The 18,546-nt window shown below is 58.7% G+C and carries 12 protein-coding genes; 3 read left to right on the forward strand and 9 right to left on the reverse strand.

Annotated elements, in window-relative coordinates; genetic code table 11:
• Window positions 1-41: 41 nt before the first annotated feature.
• A complete protein-coding gene (locus tag B2828_RS09430; protein WP_479633475.1) occupies window positions 42-1,220 on the reverse strand; it encodes a glycoside hydrolase family 130 protein in 1,179 nt (392 codons plus the stop codon).
• 122 nt (window positions 1,221-1,342) lie between these two features.
• On the opposite strand from B2828_RS09430, the gene B2828_RS09435 reads away from it, so the two are divergent.
• Window positions 1,343-2,404, forward strand: a complete 1,062-nt coding sequence (locus tag B2828_RS09435) for a LacI family DNA-binding transcriptional regulator (protein WP_479633476.1) — start codon at window positions 1,343-1,345, stop codon at window positions 2,402-2,404.
• 72 nt (window positions 2,405-2,476) lie between these two features.
• Here the strand turns inward: B2828_RS09435 and B2828_RS09440 are convergent, their stop codons facing one another.
• The gene (locus tag B2828_RS09440; RefSeq protein WP_479633477.1) at window positions 2,477-5,743 is read right to left on the reverse strand and encodes an autotransporter-associated beta strand repeat-containing protein; all 3,267 of its coding nucleotides are present in this window, start codon (window positions 5,741-5,743) and stop codon (window positions 2,477-2,479) included.
• 289 nt (window positions 5,744-6,032) lie between these two features.
• Here B2828_RS09440 and B2828_RS09445 point away from each other — a divergent pair, with 289 nt between their 5' ends.
• A complete protein-coding gene (locus B2828_RS09445) occupies window positions 6,033-7,988 on the forward strand; it encodes a beta-L-arabinofuranosidase domain-containing protein (protein WP_479633478.1) in 1,956 nt (651 codons plus the stop codon).
• Between the two features lie 7 nt (window positions 7,989-7,995).
• Here B2828_RS09445 and B2828_RS09450 read toward each other — a convergent pair whose 3' ends face one another.
• Window positions 7,996-9,009, reverse strand: coding sequence for a glycoside hydrolase family 130 protein (locus B2828_RS09450; RefSeq protein WP_479633479.1), 1,014 nt, complete (start codon window positions 9,007-9,009; stop codon window positions 7,996-7,998).
• Window positions 9,010-9,050: 41 nt separating this feature from the next.
• Window positions 9,051-10,424, reverse strand: a complete 1,374-nt coding sequence (locus B2828_RS09455) for an SGNH/GDSL hydrolase family protein (RefSeq protein WP_479633480.1) — start codon at window positions 10,422-10,424, stop codon at window positions 9,051-9,053.
• A 39-nt stretch (window positions 10,425-10,463) separates the two neighbouring features.
• On the opposite strand from B2828_RS09455, the gene B2828_RS09460 reads away from it, so the two are divergent.
• Window positions 10,464-11,819 (forward strand): FAD-dependent oxidoreductase, encoded by a 1,356-nt coding sequence (locus B2828_RS09460; protein ID WP_479633481.1) that lies wholly within the window; start codon window positions 10,464-10,466, stop codon window positions 11,817-11,819.
• 20 nt (window positions 11,820-11,839) lie between these two features.
• On the opposite strand, the gene B2828_RS09465 is transcribed toward B2828_RS09460, so the two are convergent.
• The 5 genes from B2828_RS09465 to B2828_RS09485 all read right to left on the reverse strand — a co-directional run bounded on the left by B2828_RS09465 (window position 11,840) and on the right by B2828_RS09485 (window position 18,504).
• A complete protein-coding gene (locus B2828_RS09465; protein ID WP_479633482.1) occupies window positions 11,840-12,721 on the reverse strand; it encodes a hypothetical protein in 882 nt (293 codons plus the stop codon).
• Window positions 12,722-12,780: 59 nt separating this feature from the next.
• Window positions 12,781-14,694: a glycoside hydrolase family 5 protein gene (locus B2828_RS09470; protein ID WP_479633483.1), complete on the reverse strand. Its 1,914-nt coding sequence runs from the start codon at window positions 14,692-14,694 to the stop codon at window positions 12,781-12,783.
• A 293-nt stretch (window positions 14,695-14,987) separates the two neighbouring features.
• Window positions 14,988-15,644, reverse strand: coding sequence for a TetR/AcrR family transcriptional regulator (locus B2828_RS09475; RefSeq protein WP_479633484.1), 657 nt, complete (start codon window positions 15,642-15,644; stop codon window positions 14,988-14,990).
• Between the two features lie 21 nt (window positions 15,645-15,665).
• Entirely contained in the window at window positions 15,666-17,252 is a 1,587-nt protein-coding gene (locus B2828_RS09480) for a DHA2 family efflux MFS transporter permease subunit (RefSeq protein WP_479633485.1), read from the reverse strand.
• Window positions 17,200-18,504, reverse strand: coding sequence for an HlyD family secretion protein (locus tag B2828_RS09485; RefSeq protein ID WP_479633486.1), 1,305 nt, complete (start codon window positions 18,502-18,504; stop codon window positions 17,200-17,202). The genes B2828_RS09480 and B2828_RS09485 overlap by 53 nt, the downstream gene beginning before the upstream one ends.
• Window positions 18,505-18,546: the final 42 nt, after the last annotated feature.

Below are 18,546 nucleotides of genomic sequence, written 5' to 3' on the forward strand. Positions count from 1 at the left end.
AGGCCGCCTGATTAACGGAGGCGGCCTTTGGTTAAAAAGCCCTATTTGGTCAGAGTCCGGTTCTTGCAAATCAGCGCCGTCCGGGTCAGGACGCACGCCCGGCTGGTCAGGCCATCTTCGGGAGTATTGAGCACGTAATCAAGCAGACGTTCCACGCTGGTCGTCGCAACATGGCAGCGTGTGTCTGACGAAGCATAGTAAATATACACCTCGCCAGTAGAACGAGCGATCCAGCCGTTGCAGAACACCACGTTGGAAACATCGCCAATCCGTTCGCCACCCTCTGGGGCCAGGAAATATCCCCCCGGGCGGGCGATGACGCGCTTGGGATCATCCAAGTCACTCAAGAATACATACAGCACATATCGCAATCCGGCCGCCGTGTTGCGAACGCCGTGGGCGAGGTGCAGCCAGCCTTTTTCGGTTTTGATCGGCGCGGGTCCCTGGCCGTTTTTGGATTCCTTGATGGTGTGGTAAACGCGTGGATCGACAATGGATTCCTCGCCGATTTCCGCTTTCTCCATGGAATCGCAGAGCGCCCAGCCGATGCCGCCGCCGGAGCCCGCCTCGATGAAGCTTTCCTGGGGCCGGGTGTAGAGCGCGTAACGCCCGCCAATGAACTCAGGGTGCAACACCACGTTGCGTTGCTGCGCCGAGCGCGATATCAAATCCGGAAGGCGCTGCCATGTTTTCAAATCCTTGGTGCGAACAATGCCACATTGCGCCACCGCGCTGGAGGTATCATGCGGGCTTGCCGCGGGGTCTTTTCTCTCCGTGCAAAAAAGACCGTAAATCCATCCATCCTCGTGGGCCGTGAGCCGCATGTCGTAGACGTTGGTGTCCGGTTCGCCAGTTTCGGGCAGATCGACCGGCTCCTCCCAAAAGCGGAAGCCGTCGATACCGGTTTCGCTTTCTGCAACCGCAAAGAAGGATTTGCGATCCGCCCCTTCGACACGGCAGACGAGCAGAAATTTTCCATCGAGATAGATCGCCCCCGGGTTGAACGCGGCGTTAATCCCCAGGCGTTCCAAAAGGAGCGGGTTGGTCGCCGGGTTGAGGTCAAACCGCCAATCCAGCGGGACGTGGGCGGCCGTGAGCACGGGATTGCGGTAGCGTTCGAAAACGCCGTTGTACCACTCATCATCGACGGCGTTCGGGCGCTCGATCAGCGTTTCGAACCGGCGGGTTAAACACGATAGATTTTGGGAGAAGGGCGTCATGGTTTAGCAATTCAGGGAGACCCTCCAGCGATAAAACAGCCCTGCGGGCGGAACAATCGGAAAACGATGCACCGCGTTGCGTAATTCTTGCTCCCGCGCTACGAACATAGTTTAATTCCCCTATGTCCGAGCCGTTCCCCTTCCCCACCCAGAACGACGTTGCCGCGGCAGCCGGTGTGGCGCGCTCAACCGTCAGTCGCGCTCTCAAAAATCACCCATCAATCCCAGAAGAGACCCGAAAGCGGATCACCGAAGTCGCCGCGCAAATCGGCTACCGGGAAAACCCGTACGTTACGGCCAACATGCAACGCGTGCGGAGCGCGCAGCCGTCGCGCAGCCAGGCGGTGATCGCATTCATCACGCCGTATCCGCTACGCCAGTGGTATCGCGAGGTGCCGTCGTATCGGAAGATTTACGATGCTGCGAAGCAAAGGGCGTCGGAGCTCGGCTTTGAAATAGACCCGATTTCGGTGCTGGATCAATCGCTGAGCGGACACCGCTGCAACGATATTCTTGTTGCCCGCGGGGTGGATGGAGTGCTGGTGGGGCCGTTCGAGAATCCGTTTGTGCGCCTCAAGCTTGACTGGCAGCATTTTTCGGTGGCGACCCTGGGGTTTGCTCATGTGCATCCCCGGTTTTCCCACACCGCGCCCAATCACTATCACAACATGTGCCTGGCGATTCGCAAGCTGCACCGGCTGGGCTACCGGCGGATCGGGCTTGCCATACCGGCCCGGGCCGACAGCTACGCACAGGGCACCTTCCGCGCCGCCTATCTGCTCTACTCCAGCAAGGTCGCGCCAAAATATCGGGTACCGGAGTTTGTAACCGATACCGCCAACTGGAATGACAGGGCATTTCTCAAATGGTACGCGAAAAACCGGCCCGAGGCGATCATTTGCCTTACGCAGCATGTGCCGGTCTGGCTGGCGCAGCACAAGATTGATGTCCCGGGAGAGGTCGGGATGCTGATCTTGAGCCGCCACGAGAACGAGCCAGACTGGTCAGGTATCGACCAGCACACAGGGCTGGTGGGATCGGCCGGGGTGGAGATTGTCGCCGAACAGTTGATGCTCAATCAACGAGGGTGTCCCGCTTATCCCAAAACGGTCTTTATCGAGGGCGAGTGGATTCCCGGAAGTTCCACGCGGCGGTTAAGGGAGCCTCACATTCTTTCCGCGTAATTCAGACCTCAACGCAAAGCAACGTGGCACTTCGAAAAATGCCACGTTGCGTTCAATACCCCTGAGAATTTCCTACTGACGACGGCGGAGGCGCTGCGCAAAGCCTAGCATCCCCACTCCGCCAACGATCATCGCCCAAGTGCTGGGCTCGGGAACGACGGTCAAAGTCACATCGTTATTGTGGCCGTCGCCCTCGCTACTTGCTTGGTAGCTCAAGAGATATTCTGTGCCAGCCACGGTGAAGGTAGTGTCGTTGTTGGAAGAGAGCGTGTAGGTGGAGCCGCTCGTGAGGATCGTGGAAAAGTACCCCGTGGTCGTGCCGCTGCCGGTGTTGTCGATGAGAACGATGGTCGCCCCCAGGGTGAGGCCGCTCAGCGAAGTAAGATCCAGCGTGCCGTTGAGGGAGACGTTCCCGCCCACCTTGATCTGGTCGTAGGTCAGCCCTGCCGTCGCGCCGCTCACCGCTGGCGCCAGAGTGGATGAGGCGTCCAAAGTGAGATCGCCTGTCACCGTGCTGGTGCCTTTGATGACGCCGCTGATCAAGGCGCTGCCATCGATGGTGCCGTTGGCGCTTAACGTCGCGCCCACAGCCACCGTGAGGGCGCTGGTGGTCTTGGTGGTGCCCGTCAGAGCGGTGGTACCCGCCGTCACCGCCACGCTGCTGGCGATGTTGTAGCCGCTCAGCGTGCTCAATCCGTTCAGCGTCGTGACCCCGAGCGTCAGGCCGCTGCCGTTAACCGTACCGCTGGTGACGGTGGTGGTTCCGATTACCGAACCGGAACCGCTCAGGGTCTTGCCGCGCTGCACCGTCAGGCCGCTGGTGATCGTTCCGTTGTCCGTAATATTGTCGTTGAACGCAGCCGCGGAGGCCGTCGCACCAGCGCGAACGGTTACGGCGTTGTTGAACGTGAGGCTGCCGGAAGCCGTACCGGAGATATCAGCGGTGCCGTTGATGGTACCCGCGCCGTTCAAGGTCGCCAGGCTGGCAATGCTGACCGCGCTGTTGGCGAGCGATCCATTCACACTCAAGGTGCCGCCGCTAACGGTGGTCGCGCCTGTATAAGTGTTGACGCCGCCAAGGATCAGGTTGCCGCCACTAACGGTTAGTGCCGTGGTGGCGTTGCCATTGGTGATGATGCCGTTGTAGGTGCCGCCGCCGGTCACTGTCAGAAGGGATGCACCGGAGCCATTATTGGTTACCGTCTGAATACCGCTCCCCGTGCTGGTCAGCGCTGCGACGGTCTGGTTGTAACCGTGGAGGTCGAAGGCGTTGCTGCTATTATCGGTGCCGCCGCTCGTGCCGCCCAAGATGAGGGAGGTATTGGTCGGAAGGGCGTTGGTGATGCCGTTGACCAAAATCCCGCCGCCATAGACCCACGTGGGGCCGTTGTAGGTATTTACAGAGCTCAGGGTGGTGGTGCCACCGGTCACATAAAGGTCGGAATTAGCACTGGAGCCGCTGATGGTACCGGTGACGTTGATGCCGCCGCTGCCGCCGTTCAGCACCAGGACCGTGCCGTTTTTGACCAGGGAACCGGAGAGCGTCAGGAGCCCGCTGCCGTTGTTTTGGACGGTGTTGAGGCCGTTGCCCAGGGCGTAGATGCTCTTGGCAAGGGTGCCTGCCGCGCCGGTGTATTGGATAATACCGGAGGAGGTGCTGGCCACGCCCAGGTTCACCGTGTTGCCGGAGCCCAGAGCTTGCGCGCTGCCGTTGGCGGCCACTGTGTTGAAGGACAAGACGCCGTTTTGGACGTTCACCGCGCCGCTAAAGCTATTGATGGCGTTCAAGGTCGTGGTGCCGATTCCGGCTTGCGTGAATTGGCCGGTTCCCGTGATGGCCGCGCCGGAGAAATCTGTGCCTTGCGCCACTGCGTTGCTCCGGTTGATAACCAGAACGCTATTGTTGTTAATCGCGCTGGAGGTCGAAAGCGCCCCCGTGGTGCTACCATTGCCGAGTTGCAGGATGCCTCCGGTGATGGTGGTCGCCCCGGTGTAGCTGCTGCTGCCGCCGAGAATCAGCTTGCCGGTTCCAATCTTCGTTAGCGACCCGGCCCCTGTCAGTCCGCCGCTGTAGGTTGTGTCTTGATTGTTGTTCCCCACGCTCAAAGCCACGGCGGCGACGGTGGCATTGATATTTTGCAACGCGAGATCGCGGGAACCTGACAAACCGCCCAGAACAGCGGAATTGACGGTGGTGCTGCTGTTCAAACCAAAACCGACGGTGCCACTATCGGCTGCGTCGAGGTTCAGCGTGCTGTTCTGGAGCGCATAGGATTTGTTTCCAGAAGCCGCCCCCAACAACAGGGTGCCTTTGTAAACCCGGGTGTCGCCTGTGAAGGTGTTGGTGCCCGACATTTTTACGATACCCGTGGTATCGATATTGGCACCGGAACTCTTTACCGTGCCGTTGATCTGGAGCCCTCCCGTGCCGGAAACGGTGCCTGTAAGCGCCACCCCAGAAGTATCAGCGTTTGTCATTTGGCTGATCACCGTCAGGTTCTGATTGAGCAACAGGTTGCCATTGAAATTCTGGGATATGGAAGAAGTTGGACTTGTCAGGACGGTTGAGCCGAGGACGGTTTTCCCGCCAGTATTGGCCGCCACCGTGATATTCGCCCCGACGGTCGCTGGCGTATAGATAGACACGAACGACACATCGCCGCCGCCGGTGCTTCCCAGAGTTATCCCACTTGTATTTCCAAAAGCGGCATTGGAACTCCACGACAAAGCTCCTTGAGCCAAAGTCACGGCTCCGGTGTACGGCCCAGCGGAAGTCGTCCCACCCCCTAAGGTAATCGAGCCATAATTGAGGTCATTAAGCACATTGGTAATCGTAATGTTCCCAGTGCCTACCAACCGTTGATTGATCGATATTGCCCATCTATTCGATGCAGCGCTCGTCGTGCTGTTGGCGTCCGATTGCTTGATCTGAAGATTGTCCACGACATTCAGAGCCGCGCCACTATTCGATAGAATCAAAGATGCTCCGACCGCGGTGGATGCATTTTCAATAAGTGCCCCAGATCCGCCACCGTTTAGCGTAAGTGAATTTCCCGCCGTTCCAGTGTTGATGGTAAATTGGGAGTTACCAGTCAGGGAAATGGTGCCCACAGTGACCGCGCCAATGTCATTAGTCAGCGCATAGTTTCCTGATGCCGTTCTGGAAACGACAGCCCCCACCGCATTGGGTACAATCCCCGTATCCCAATTGCTGACGGCGCTCCAGTTGCCGTTTCCATTATAGGTATACACCGCTGCATGCACGGGTGCCACCAGCAGGAGCGAGGCAAGCGGAACGGCGACTTTCAGGTATTTGTGAATAGGGGTAGGGGTTTTCATACTCATTTGGGGATGGGATTTCTCAAGAGGGTTTGAGCTTGAGGCGAATGACAGATTGGAAGTCGTTGCCAAATTAGCGCTCAGCCTGTATCGGGCAAACGGTTTTAAGCGCACCCCGTTGCGCGATGATTCCCGGGTTTTCTTTTGAGACCTCCTTGATCATGGGTATTTGGCAACGAGGTGCTTTGTAGTAACATTGATATTCCAGCCCAATTTTCATCATAACCGGCCCATGATCTCTTCCTCCCGTTTTTCGCCCCGCACCCTTTGCTTGTGGGCTTCAGCGCTCGTGGTTTTATCGTCAATTTCGACGAGCTTGGCGGCGGAGCCGGATTACGCAAAACCGCCAGTATTCACGCCTCTCCCCGTGGGGAATGTGACGCCCGAGGGATGGCTGCGCGACTGGTGCCAGCAAGCGCTGGAGGGCATCGCCGGGCACGCTGACGAACTCGACCCGGCCTTCGCCAGGGGTTGGCTCGATCCGCAAACGGACGCCTCCATCCCGGGGCTGAAAAAGGAGGCCATGCAGCAAGGGGACAAGGTCAACGGCTATGTGCTCGAACAAGCAGGCTATTGGCTCGACGGCGCTTCGCGGCTCGCGCACCTGATGGGCGACGAGGCGTTGCTCGCCAAATGCCGCCTCCGTTTCGAGAGCGTCATCCAACGCATCGAAGCGGGCAGGCCGCCCACGGAACTCAACGGCGTCCGGTGGGACGACGGCGAAAAGTGGGCCCACTGGCCAATGGCCGTATTGGGCCGTGCACTGGTGGCGGAATATTCCTTCAATCGCGATCCGCGCTACCTCCATGCCATCGAAAAAATCTACAACGATTACGCCCGCTTTGATGCGCTGACCAACACCAAAGGCCGGGTGTTTTCGCTGATCGAACACCGGGGCCGCCAACCGCTCAACATCGAAGCAATGCTGGAAGCATACCGCCTCGGGGGGCGCGTCCAACTGCGCGACGACGCCGTTGCCGTGCTGCGTTCGCTTTCCGATGAAATCGACACCCGCTTGCATTGGCACGAACAAGGGCTGGCAAGTGGGAAAATGGATTCGCATTTTTACTCCGTCGCCTTCGGCCACGCTGTCACCGTCAATGAAACCGCGAAGATCCCCGCCATCGGCTATCTCTTTAGCGGAGAGGCCGACTGGCTCCGGTTCTCGGAGCTGTGCGAGGAGGACATGGAGCAAAACGCGATGCTGCCTTATGGGCTAACCCCCGGGCACGAGGAGATCGGCGGCGTCGGGCCGTTCGCCTGCACGGAAATGTGCAACGTGGTGGATTACGCGTGGTCCAATACGTGGCTGCTGCGCATCACCGGCAAACCGGTCTATGGCGACCGCGTGGAGCGGGATGTCTTTAACGCAGGGCCGGGAGGCATCGCTCCTGATTTCAAATCGCACGTCTATTATCTGAGCCCGAACCGCATCGACGCGACACACCCGGCGAAGCCCGGCGCGGGCGGGTTGACTTCCTATGCTCCCAAGCAGCAGCCGCTATGCTGCACTGGCAATATCTCCCGGCTTTTGCCCAACTACGTGGGCAGCCTGTGGATGGCTAGCGCAGATGGTGGATTCGCCGCCACGCTCTACGGACCCAGCGTGGCTGTGGTGTCCGTAGGCGATACGAAAATCCGCCTGGAAACCCAGACAGATTACCCCTTTGGCAGCGACATCATGGTCAAGGTAACGGCCGATCAACCACGGGAATTCCCGCTTTATTTCCGGCTCCCTTCGTGGTGCAAAAATCCGCGCCTTGCCGTCAATGGCCAGCCGCGCGAAATCCGCGATTCCCACGGTTTTGCGCGGCTCCAGCAACTATGGAAAACCGGCGATACTATCCGCCTGAGCCTCCCCATGGAAGCCCACGTCGTCGCGGGTCGCTGTGCCGATGGTGCACCCTATACCAGCGTCACCTATGGGCCGTTGCTGTTTGCCTTGCCCATCCCCGTCCTCAATCACGATCTGAACGCTCCCGATCCGACCTTTGCCTTCCAGTATGCCTTGCAGCCGGGCAGCGCCATCCAGGCAACGCATGCGCAGATGCCCTCGCCGTGGTCTTGGGATCAAGCGCCAGTCCGACTGACCGTGCCGGGAGAGACGGTCGCCTTTGGCCCCAATCTCACCTTGCCCAAAGCGCCAACCGCCACCACGAACGCGCCGCTTACGAAGCTGACCTTGCGCCCCTTCGGGGCCACGGCATTCCGCATCAGCATGTTCGCGGCGGGGGACGCGAAATGATTTAGTATTATCCGTTCAAAAAGGCGGATACGTTCGCTTCGGCTAGGCCGAGCACCGTATCCGCTCCCGCGTAGTAAACGCGTAGCGTGCCGTCTGGCTTCAACAGCGCACCGCAGGTAAAGATAGCCCCGTCCACGTCGCCAAAGCGTTCCCAGTCCAGCTCAGGCTGCAAGATCGCCTCTTCCTGACGCCGAAGCACAACGGTGGGGTCCTCCAGATCGTGTAACGCAATCCCAAGCCGGTAGGTATGGTGATGATCCACGCCGTGATAGACGTTCAGCCATCCCTGCGGCGTGCGGATGGGCGGCGCGCCCGGGCCCACCTTCGCGCTATCCCAGTGGTCATGGCGGGGCTTGAGGACGACTTTCGTATCCGCCCACGTACGGAGGTCATCGGAAAACGAAAGCGTGACGCCAGGCGCTTGATCTTCGCGTTCCAGCGGCGCCCGCGACCACGTTCTCCAGTCAAAGCTCTCCCTCGGCAAATGCCGGTAATCAGCGGCCTCCGGGCGGTGCAGCAGGGCAAAACGGCCGCCGATTTTTTCGGGGAAGAAGGCCGCGTTTTTATTGTAACCAAAATCCGCAAACGGAACGAGTTCCCCCCGGTGCTCCCAATGCTCAAGATCGCTCGAAACCGAATAGCCTGGCGACGGAAGCCCGATCTCCTTGTCGTAAAGGCAATAGGTGAGATAGTAAAGGCCGTCGATTTTCACAATGCGGCAATCCTGGGCTTCGGTAGTGCCTCCCAGAAAACGGGAAGGAATGATTGGCTCTGCCCGGCGCTCAAAATGAAGCCCGTCTTCGCTGACCGCGAGGCCGACACTAGTGACGTATCTTCCGCCGGTCTCCTGCTGCCAGGCGGGATCATGATCGATGGCACGATAGAAAAGATACGTCTTGCCGTTCTCCTCCCAAACGGCAGAGTTCAATATCGCGCCGCGCTCCCAAGTCACATCGGGCCTGGGTTTGAGGAGCGGTTCGGAGGTAACGCGATGTAAGCGGAAATGGGTTGTGGTGGTCATGGCTAATAGTAAATATTTTGGTTGTTTTGAGGGAGGAGACGCTACGGCGCAATTTCCAACTCGATCCGATGCTTGACCGGAACGACCGCCTCGCTGGAGGTTTTGCGCAAGTCCACAGAACGTTCGACGATTCGCTCGCTCATGGCCTGGAACGTTGCGGTTTCATCGGGAAGGATCCGCACCCAATCTGGCACGGAATGCAGCAGCGACATGGAAAGCGGCGTCTCCTGGAACTGCTTCTCGCGGATCTTCTTATCCGCCTCCTCGAAGGGCTTGCTGAAGGGGTTATCCAAGAATTCCGCGGCGAGGTTGATCCCCTTGCTCAAGTCCGCTGCGGAAAAGACCTTCGAGCTGGGCCCCCACGTCACTTTGAGCTTTTTGGCGGGCGCATTAAGGACCACCAGTTTGAAGCGGTTGAGTTCCTCGTTGAACGGGATGAACTCGATCATCCCGCGCGTGGCATCCTGTTTTGAAGGGTCGCCGTAAAAGCAAAAAGGATAGCGCGTTGATTCGACCTCGACGAAGCCGGTCCCTGCTGAACTAATCGTGTGCCCTTCGGTGGCCTGGGCTTTGCCATCTTTCATATCCAGTGTGATCGTTCCGATTTCCCCCGAAAATCCCATCGCTTTGAGAAAAGTATAGGCCATCACCAGATGCCCGTTGCGGTTCGGATGAACGCCGTCACTGCCCGCCACCAGGTAGTCGTTGCCATATTTTGCTTTCGCCTTGGCCATCGCGTCCAACAGGGCGGAATGCATATCCACAAACACGAGACCCTCTTTGGTCGCGATTTCCTTGGCCACCTGCCCGAGACCTTCCAAGGTTTGGTTGTAGACCTCCGGCGACAGTTTCTTAAACGAATCAGGATCCACGGTTCCCGGAGTGCTTACGATCATCTGCCGCACCCCGGCTTTTTTGAAATTATCTACAACACCCCCGAGCGCCCGGCGAAACTCGTCCTGGTTTTTGGGCAAGGAGGTCGAATAATTTCCGTCGTTCATTCCATAGCAAAGAGTGACGACCGAAGGGTGAAATGGAAGCACATCGCTTTTCATCCGTCCCAACAATCCCGAGGCTCGTTCGCCGCCCCATCCAAACTGGATCGTCTGCAACTTCGGCACCGGCTGGCAAAGCACCAAATAGTCTTCAACATAAAGCGAGTAAAGCTTTTGGGCCGTGATCGAATCGCCACACATGGCGACCAGATCTCCGGGTTTAAGCACCTCTGCCCGCACGGGACCGAACCCGGCCAACAGAAACGCCATGGCCAATCCGAGCCACGGGATCCGGCGAGAACGAAAGATAGGAAGGAATTTCATATGCCAGTGCACTCTTCGCGGTAAAACCGCGCCAAGCAATGGACAAATAGTGCACTCCGTTGCAATCCTCCAGTTTTTACTCGCGCCCTTATTCACCCCTTGTTAGGCCAATAGCACGACATCTCCCTTCCATCTATGTCCATCGACACCCACATTACAGAACATCTGACCACGCCCGTGATTCATGAATGCGATCTCTGCGTCATCGGCGGCTCGTGCACAGGGCTCTTCGCGGCGATCCGCGCGGCGCGGCTGGGGTTAAAAGTCGCCATCGTCGAGCAGCAAAACTGCTTCGGCGGCATCGCCACCTCGGCGCTCGTCAATGTCTGGCACAGCCTCCTGGATACAGAGTTCAATCGAACGATCATCGGCGGACTCACAGCGGAAATCGTCGCCCGACTGCAAAAGCGCCAGGCCGTGCGCGTGGTGGAACGCAATCCCGGCAACGGCTTCATCTTCAACTCCGAAGAGCTCAAAATCGATCTCGACGAAATCGCTCGCAAGCACCGCCTAAAAATTTATTTTCACACCCAGTTTGTGGCCCCCTGCGTTCAGGACGGCGTCTTGAAAGCCGCCATTGTGGAGAACAAGTCGGGCCGGGGCGCCATCAAAGCACGGTTCTTCATCGACGCCTCGGGAGACGGTGATCTCGCCGCCCGCCTCGGCCTGGAAACCTACCTGCCCACCCAGGGTCAACCGGCCACGGCATGCGCCAAGGTTTCCGGCTGGGACACCATGCCCGGCGACTTTGGAGAAATCAGCCGAGCCGTTCTTGATCACGCCGCGGAACGCCATTTACCGGAAGGTTATCTATGGGGAGCGATGGTCCCCTCTTCGGAGATTTTCATGCTGGCCGCCTCGCGGATTCTTCACCTCAATGCCGCGGTCGCCGACGAGCTTACAGAAAGCGAGATCGAAGGTCGCCGGCAGATCCGGGCCGTCCTGGATATCTTCCGCGAAACGTTTCCTGAAAACCGCGTCGCCCTTCAGGCCCTACCCTCCCGGATCGGCATCCGCGAGTCCCGCCACGTGCGCTGCCTGCACCAAATCACCGGCGATGAAATCCTTTACGGAAAGCCGTTCGAGGACGCCATCGCCAACGGCTCCTACCGCGTCGATATTCACCACCAGGACAGACCCGGGAACACCTTCCGCCATCTCGACGGTCGGGAGTTTTATTCCGTTCCGGGCCGCCCGACTATTGAAGGTCGCTGGCGTCCGGAGACAGCGGAAAACCCAACGTATTACCAAATTCCATACCGCAGCATCGTCCCGCGCGGAGACTATGCCAACCTGCTGCTTGCGGGCCGAATGCTCGACGCGCATGCCGACGCCTTCGGGGCCATTCGCGTGATGGTCATCATGAACCAAGTGGGCGAAGCCGCGGGCACCGCCGCATTCCTCGCGCTCCAAAACGGATGCGCCGCCCGGGAGGTTTCCACGTCCGCTTTGCGCGGTCTGTTAGCCGATGGCGGCTCCGTGGTCCTTTAAATTTGAGAATACTACACCGGTTATTGAATTCTTGGGGCGATCTCTCGCACGCTCATTTTTTTATATAGCAGACCACTTTCGCCCACGTTATCGCTTCTCCAATATACGGTAGCGTTAGGATTACCCGATTCAGAACCCGGTCGAGCGTTTCCTCTTGTTAGGCGTACCGACGGGCTCACTCCTGGCCTACAGGCAACCCCGCCAACGCCGAAATTGCTTCCGTTATCTATAAACTCGCTCACTTTCTTCCACTCGCCTCCTTTGAAACCGTCTGTAAGGTCCAGGTACAGCTCGAGCTTTACGTTGCCGTCGGGAAGATCGTAGACAACGAACTTGTATCCAATCCATACGTTATAGGGAAGCCCGTCAGCCCAAACAGTCTTCGTATTGACCACAGACGAGTTGGGATGGCTCGTTTCTTTCTCGAAATCAATTTTGCCATCATACCGAACCCGAGCGAGAATTCCCCTCGTATCGCCCAAGTTCTTATTTTCGTCGCCCGTTGTCCCATGGTTTGTTCGTGCGGCTCCGATGATTCCTCCCCACGGGGTGGATTGGTCAGAGATTCGTTTGGCATACACCGTCATTTCGACATTACCCCAGGCTTCTCTTCGCGCGGGATCATGAATGTACATTCGTGGGGTTGCGCCGGTTACACTTAACTGCCCCTTGCCGTCAACATGGTAAGAAGCATCTCCATGGTCGGCATCAAACCATAAATCCTCGGGGTCGACTCCTGTAAAAGTTCGCGCAATTCCATTCGCCCAACAGGAGGACCATTCTTTCCCATCGGTGGGATAGATTTCGAGAATGCCAAACCGATTAGAACAACCTGCGATTCCTGCACCAACGTCACCTATTGCAAATAGGAAAAGTGCCCAGATTAACGGTGCTCGCGACATTACATTGGTATGTTCCAGTATCTATCAATAGGCAAGAGCTTACCATCACACAACCGGCCCTAATTCTGGGAAGCCGAGGTGCCAGTCGCCTCGGGGAACGGCGAGCCCATGATACGCGCCGTGGGCGCCCAAAGGTCAACGTAGGGAATCCAGTAACCGGGATTGGTGTTTTGGATTTTCCATGCCTTCTCCGGACTCTTTTCTCCCTCAACCTTCACCGCAATCGAGGGAAAGCTGACGGCGCGGGTTTTGTCGTAATAGATGGACCAGATCATCCAGTGGATTTTGTCGAACGCAAAAAGCGAAAGCATCCCCGCCTGGAATTCGCGGTGAATGGGTTCAGGCTTGCCGCCGCCGCCAAACTCCGTGCACATGACGGGCACGTTGTATTTGGCCTGGAAAGCGCGCAACGTGGCTTGGACCACCCACGGGTTATCGTCCTGTGGATAGTCATGGAATGAAAACATAACGTTGTTATAGGGAGCATCGATTTTGTCGGCGATCCCCCCCCAAGTGCGTTCTAGCGTCCGCGAATGGCTCCAGCTATTGGAGCCAACGATGACGATATGCCGCGAGTCGACTTTGCGGATGGCCTCGATGCAGCGCCGGTACCATTTTTGCGCGACTTCTGGGGCGCAAACCGGTTCGTTGCAAAGCTCGTAGCCGAGAACAAACGGCTCGTTCTTGTAGTAGCTCGCTACCTGCACCCAGCGGTTGACCCAGTTCTGGAACCGCTCTTCGGTCCATCCTTTCGATGCCTGGTCCTGGCGCGCCGTCGCTTCGTCGATCTCGTTTTTAAAGTACGAGTGATCGTCCAGGATCACGTATAACCCGTGGCGCTTCGCGGCTTCCAACACCGGATTAATAAAAGCGGTGATCTCCTCAAAGCTTAGCGGTTCCTCCGGGCGGCTATTGAAGTTCATCGTGTAAAATGCCAGACGCAGCGTATTGAGCCCCATCGATTTGCAATAGTCGGCAACTTCCTCATCATACCCCCTGACGAGGACATTCTTCCCATACCCGACCCCCACGGAATAGAAGGGCCGCTCGCCTCCTTTGCTGTTCGGCGCGGTGACGATCTCCCGCCCTTTCACTTTCAGCCAAACATGGGATGTATCCTGCAAAAAGCCAAAAACCTCCACAGGCACCGCTTCGTCCAGCGGGTTCTTTCCACCGCTCACCGAAGCCTTCAGCGAGTTTGCTTTCCCGGGAGTCAGCGGAGGATTGCTCCACGTGAATTGGTACCTTCCGCCACTGGCCTGCACCGTTTGGGCAACGGCCTTTCCAGAAGCATTCACCAATTTCAAGGTCACCATGGCCGAGGGTTCGGCTGTACGGCCTTCGATCTCGAGGTTGGGCGCGCCGGGATTTTTGACCTCGACGGAAACATGCCTCAACCGCGCAAGCGACACCTTGCAAAGCTCAAACGCCCCGGGAGAACCGCCCCAAATCTGAACGTTTTCAATCGCATCATCCCCAGTAATGTTGTTCTCGCTGGAGGCATTGAGCGGGAGACGGAGCATTCTCCATCCATCCGGCAGGCTCGTTGCCGAAGCGGTAGCCACGGTCTGCGTGCAAATGGTTTTGCGCACTGCCGGCTTGGTGGATAGATCAAGGGTTTCCAGGATGGCGTAAAAACTGGAGGGAGCCGCTTGCGAGCCATAGCGGAACGTGATTTCCAGGCAAGGCGCCGGATCGCTCAAATAGGGAAGAGGGTCGAGCCGCTTGCTCCCCCTAATGCAGCGAATTCCCACGCCGGAATCAGGCTTGCTCAACGAAACGCTCAACTCCCGTGTATTGGGATCCTGCTTTGCCTCGGCGCCCTTCAACCCATTGTATTGCCGAAGCGTGCTGAGACGGTCAAACAGCACTCTTTCCCCGGATTCAACGAGGGCATTGTCGGCGTGTCCATAAAGGCTGGAAGCCAGGAAAAATGCGGCGAGTAACGTTCTTAAACAATGGGCGATATTCATCGGAAAGGAATGGGAAAGAGGGGCTACGATTCTCGGGAAGGATGATGGATCGTTGCGCCAAATCAAGCGAACGTGGATGCACTCCGTTGCGCGTTGACGCACCGAGACGCGTATGGAACCGATTGCCGGTTTCTCCCAGCTTCACCCCCCAGGTATCCGTCGCTTTTCTCAACGGCGAACCCCGACTTGCCTTTTTTTGCTCCGAGGCGGCGAGGTTCGCTTTCGTAGGGGAAAAGTGGACGCTCTGGCCGCCATACCAAGCCGTTTTCTCCGCAATCTTTCACTCGCTGGAATTACTGAATCCCATTTAGAAATACAGAGGTGACAGCGTGCAGGTAAGTTTCCAGACCGCACCCTCCGTCGCCATACATCGTGCGGCGGAGCATCCCCGCGTGCAGGCAGTCGCGCAGGCTGTCTGTGGCGGCTCCCACGTCGATATCGGCACGGATGCAGCCGCTTTCCCGAGCCGCCAAGAAGCGCTGAATCACGGCGTCCCGGATCGGCAGGATTTTTTTCTCCATCATCGCCTGGCGGACCGCCGGGGAGAGCCGCCCCCCCTCGCCCACGATCGCGCGCACCAGAGTCTCCCGCTCCAGCAACCGCGCGTAATACCGCCCGACAAATCGCTCCATTTCCGCTGGGAAGTCCTGCTTCCACATCTCTTCGGGCCCGACCAGTTCCTCGACGTCGATCATCCCATCAAGAATGGCTTCCCGGAGAAGATGATCCCGGGTTTGGAAGTGGCGGAAGAGGGTGACTTCGTTGACCCCCGCCTCGCGGGCGATCTCCCGGGTGGTAGCGCCCTGAAACCCGTCGCGGGCGAAAACTTTTTTCGCGGCATCCAGGATTTTCTGCCGGGTTAATAGGCAGGAGGCCTGGGTGTAGCGGGGGCACGCCGGATCATTCGGCTCTGTGCCGGCGTGGCTTGACGGCTTGATGTGCGGATCCATTATGGAAGTGGGCTTGATTGGTTAATGGGCTTGGGCAGGGGCGTCCGGCCGGGGCTTGCTTTTCTTAAAGAGAAAGATCAGAGGGGCCAGCGCGAGACAAGCCCATACTAGCAGCCGGAATTGCTCGACGTAAGCCCAAAGACCCGCCTGATGCTGGAGCAACTGGTACATGACCCCATACCCCTGCGCGTGGGCGGCCTGCCCCGTCTGGGCCGCCAGGGCGTGCTGCGCCGCGGCAAGACCGTTGCGGAACGGAGCGTTGAGCGGCGTCATCTCCTTGGCCAGCAGCGCCTGGTGGACTTGGCTGCTACGGGTAACAAGCGCCGTGATAAGGGAGATCCCCACGGAGCCCCCGAGGTTCCGGACCAGGCTTGTGAGCCCGGCGGCGTCGCCCATCTCCTCCCGTTTGAGCGACGCAACCGAGAAGGTGGTCATTGGGACAAAAAGTGACGTGGTGGCAAAGCCGCTGATGATGATGGGCCACAAGAGGTTGTTTGGGGCGATGCCGGTATTGACCCCGCCAAAGACGAACATCGTCAGTCCGAGCAACAGGGCGCCCTGGGCCATCCAGAAACGCCCGTCAACCCATGTGATCATACGCCCGGCAACCATGGCCCCCACGATGGCGCCAATGCCCCGCGGGCTCATCACCAGCCCGGCTTGCAGCGACGGGTAGCCGAGCAGGATTTGCAGAAACTGAGGGATCACCGCCGTGGTGCTGAAAAGAATGGCGCCGATGGTAAAATTGAGCGCCACCCCGATGGCTAGGTTGCGGCTTTTGAGCACGTGCAAATTCACGATCGGGTGCGGAGTTTTCAGCTCCCACGCCAGGAAAGCCGCGAACCCGGCAACGGCAAACACCGCCAACCCGACGATGAAATGGGAGGAAAACCAGTCCTCATCCTGGCCCTTGTCGAGCAGGATCTGCAAGCAGCCGATCCAGAGCGCCAGCAAGCCGAAGCCCACGTAGTCGATGCTCTCCGCCCGCGCGTTTGCGTTTTTGAGGTAGGGCGGGTCTTCGAGAAAGCGCATCACCATCATGACGGCCACGATGCCCACCGGCAGGTTGATGAAAAACACCCAGCGCCAGGAATAATTGTCGGTAAGCCAGCCGCCGAGCGTGGGGCCGAGGATCGGGGCCACCACGACCCCCATCGAGTAGACCGCCATGGCCATGCCCCGCTTGGACGCGGGAAACGTTTCGAGCATCACGGCCTGGGCCACCGGCTGCAACGCGCCCCCGCCCACGCCCTGGATGACGCGCGCCAGAATGAGCATTCCGAGGCTGCCGGCCAGCCCGCAAAGCACCGAGGCGAGGGTGAAAAGGACGATGCAGGTCAGCAGAAAGCGTTTGCGGCCAAAGTAGCGGCCCAGCCAGCCAGAGGCAGGCAGGATGATGGCGTTGGAAACCAGGTAGCTCGTAAGCACCCAGGTGGCCTCGTCCGTGCTGGCGGAAAGGTTCCCCGCGATGTGCGTCAGGGAGACGTTGGCCACGGAGGTGTCGAGCACTTCCATGAACGTCGCCAGCATGACGCCCGCGGCGATCAGCCAGGGGTTAGCGGCCGGCTTCCAGTTCCGTGTCGTCTGAGGATGTGCCTTGCCGGGCATCGGGAGCCAACTCCTGTTCCAGTTTCTTTTGTACGCCGAAAATCCGCCGCAGAAAAACCGCGATCACCACGGCAGCAGCCGCCATGACCAGGCTCAACTCAAGCGGAGTGTAGTGAAAATTCTGCACCTTGACCGTGGGCACCACGGATTCTCCGGGCCCGATGGGCATGCCCGTTTCGGGAAGCTCGTCGAAGAGGATTTTCACCGGAACCCGCTGGACGACCTTTACGTAATTGCCGGTGGCGTTTTCCGGTGGGAGCAGGCTGAAGCGCGCGCCGCTGCCCATCTGGATGCTCTCCACGTGCCCCTTGAACTCCTGCGCCCCGAGGGCGTCCAGTTTGATCGTCACCGGCTGGCCGGGACGCATCCACCGTAATTGGTTTTCCTTAAAATTGGCGGTAATCCAAAGGTTCGACGGGATGAGCGCGAGGACGTTCTGCCCCGCCTGGATATAATCGCCCGGCTCCACGGACTTGTGGGTAATGCGGCCGGACTCCGGCGCGGCCACTTTGGCGTAGGAGTGGTTCAAGAGGGCCGCCTCGACGTTGGCCTCGTTTTCCTTGATCTGGGCAAGGACATATTGATAGAGGGCCTGGTAGGAGCGCACTTGCGCCTCTCCCTGCGCCACTTGCGCCTGCGCGGCGAGCCCTTTCATTTTGGCCGATTCCACATTGGCCTGGGCCGAACGGTCGGCATCCTGGGCGTGAACGAGGTCTTGAGCGGAGACGATGTGCTGCTTGGCGAGGTCCTGCACCCGGCGCAGATCGTCGGCGGCCTGGTGCGCCTGGGCCTCGGCGGCGTGCTGGTCGGCCTCGTCCTGTTTCAAGGTGGCCTGGAGGCTCCTGACATTGGCAAGCTGTTGCTCCACCGATGCCTGCGCCGCCGTCGCCTGGGCCTTCATGCTCTCCAGTGCCGCCTGCTTTTGCTTGAGCTGTGCGGCGTAGTCTCTGGGGTCGATCTCCAGGACCGGATCGCCCTTTTTGACCTCCTGGTTGTCGTCCACCAGCACCCGCTCGACCCGGCCCGCGATTTTGGGGCTCACCTGGATGACGTGGCCGTCCACGAAGGCGTCATCGGTGGACTCGTAATTGATGGCGTTTACCCGGAAATACAGGCCGACGCCGCAAAGCGCCAGGATTGCAATGACGCCCGCGGCGGCCAAGGCGATGCGTTTGCCCGGGATTTTACCAGGAGCAGTTTCGCCGCCATCCACAATCAAGACTTCCTCTTCAGGATATGAAGTCGTATTCATGCAAGCACATGCTTGCACGCTCAAGATATGAATGCAAGCGTT

This window comes from Spartobacteria bacterium UBA695, assembly GCA_002298145.1.
In the GTDB taxonomy this organism is placed as follows: Bacteria; Verrucomicrobiota; Verrucomicrobiia; order Chthoniobacterales; family Chthoniobacteraceae; genus UBA695.

What these genes read in the sequence shown, in the direction of transcription:
- B2828_RS09430 (WP_479633475.1), bottom strand. Translation starts at nt 1,220, where the DNA reads ATGACGCCCTTCTCCCAAAATCTATCGTGTTTAACCCGCCGGTTCGAA.
- B2828_RS09435 (WP_479633476.1), top strand. Translation starts at nt 1,343, where the DNA reads ATGTCCGAGCCGTTCCCCTTCCCCACCCAGAACGACGTTGCCGCGGCA.
- B2828_RS09440 (WP_479633477.1), bottom strand. Translation starts at nt 5,743, where the DNA reads ATGAAAACCCCTACCCCTATTCACAAATACCTGAAAGTCGCCGTTCCG.
- B2828_RS09450 (WP_479633479.1), bottom strand. Translation starts at nt 9,009, where the DNA reads ATGACCACCACAACCCATTTCCGCTTACATCGCGTTACCTCCGAACCG.
- B2828_RS09460 (WP_479633481.1), top strand. Translation starts at nt 10,464, where the DNA reads ATGTCCATCGACACCCACATTACAGAACATCTGACCACGCCCGTGATT.
- B2828_RS09465 (WP_479633482.1), bottom strand. Translation starts at nt 12,721, where the DNA reads ATGTCGCGAGCACCGTTAATCTGGGCACTTTTCCTATTTGCAATAGGT.
- B2828_RS09470 (WP_479633483.1), bottom strand. Translation starts at nt 14,694, where the DNA reads ATGAATATCGCCCATTGTTTAAGAACGTTACTCGCCGCATTTTTCCTG.
- B2828_RS09475 (WP_479633484.1), bottom strand. Translation starts at nt 15,644, where the DNA reads ATGGATCCGCACATCAAGCCGTCAAGCCACGCCGGCACAGAGCCGAAT.
- B2828_RS09480 (WP_479633485.1), bottom strand. Translation starts at nt 17,252, where the DNA reads ATGCCCGGCAAGGCACATCCTCAGACGACACGGAACTGGAAGCCGGCC.
- B2828_RS09485 (WP_479633486.1), bottom strand. Translation starts at nt 18,504, where the DNA reads ATGAATACGACTTCATATCCTGAAGAGGAAGTCTTGATTGTGGATGGC.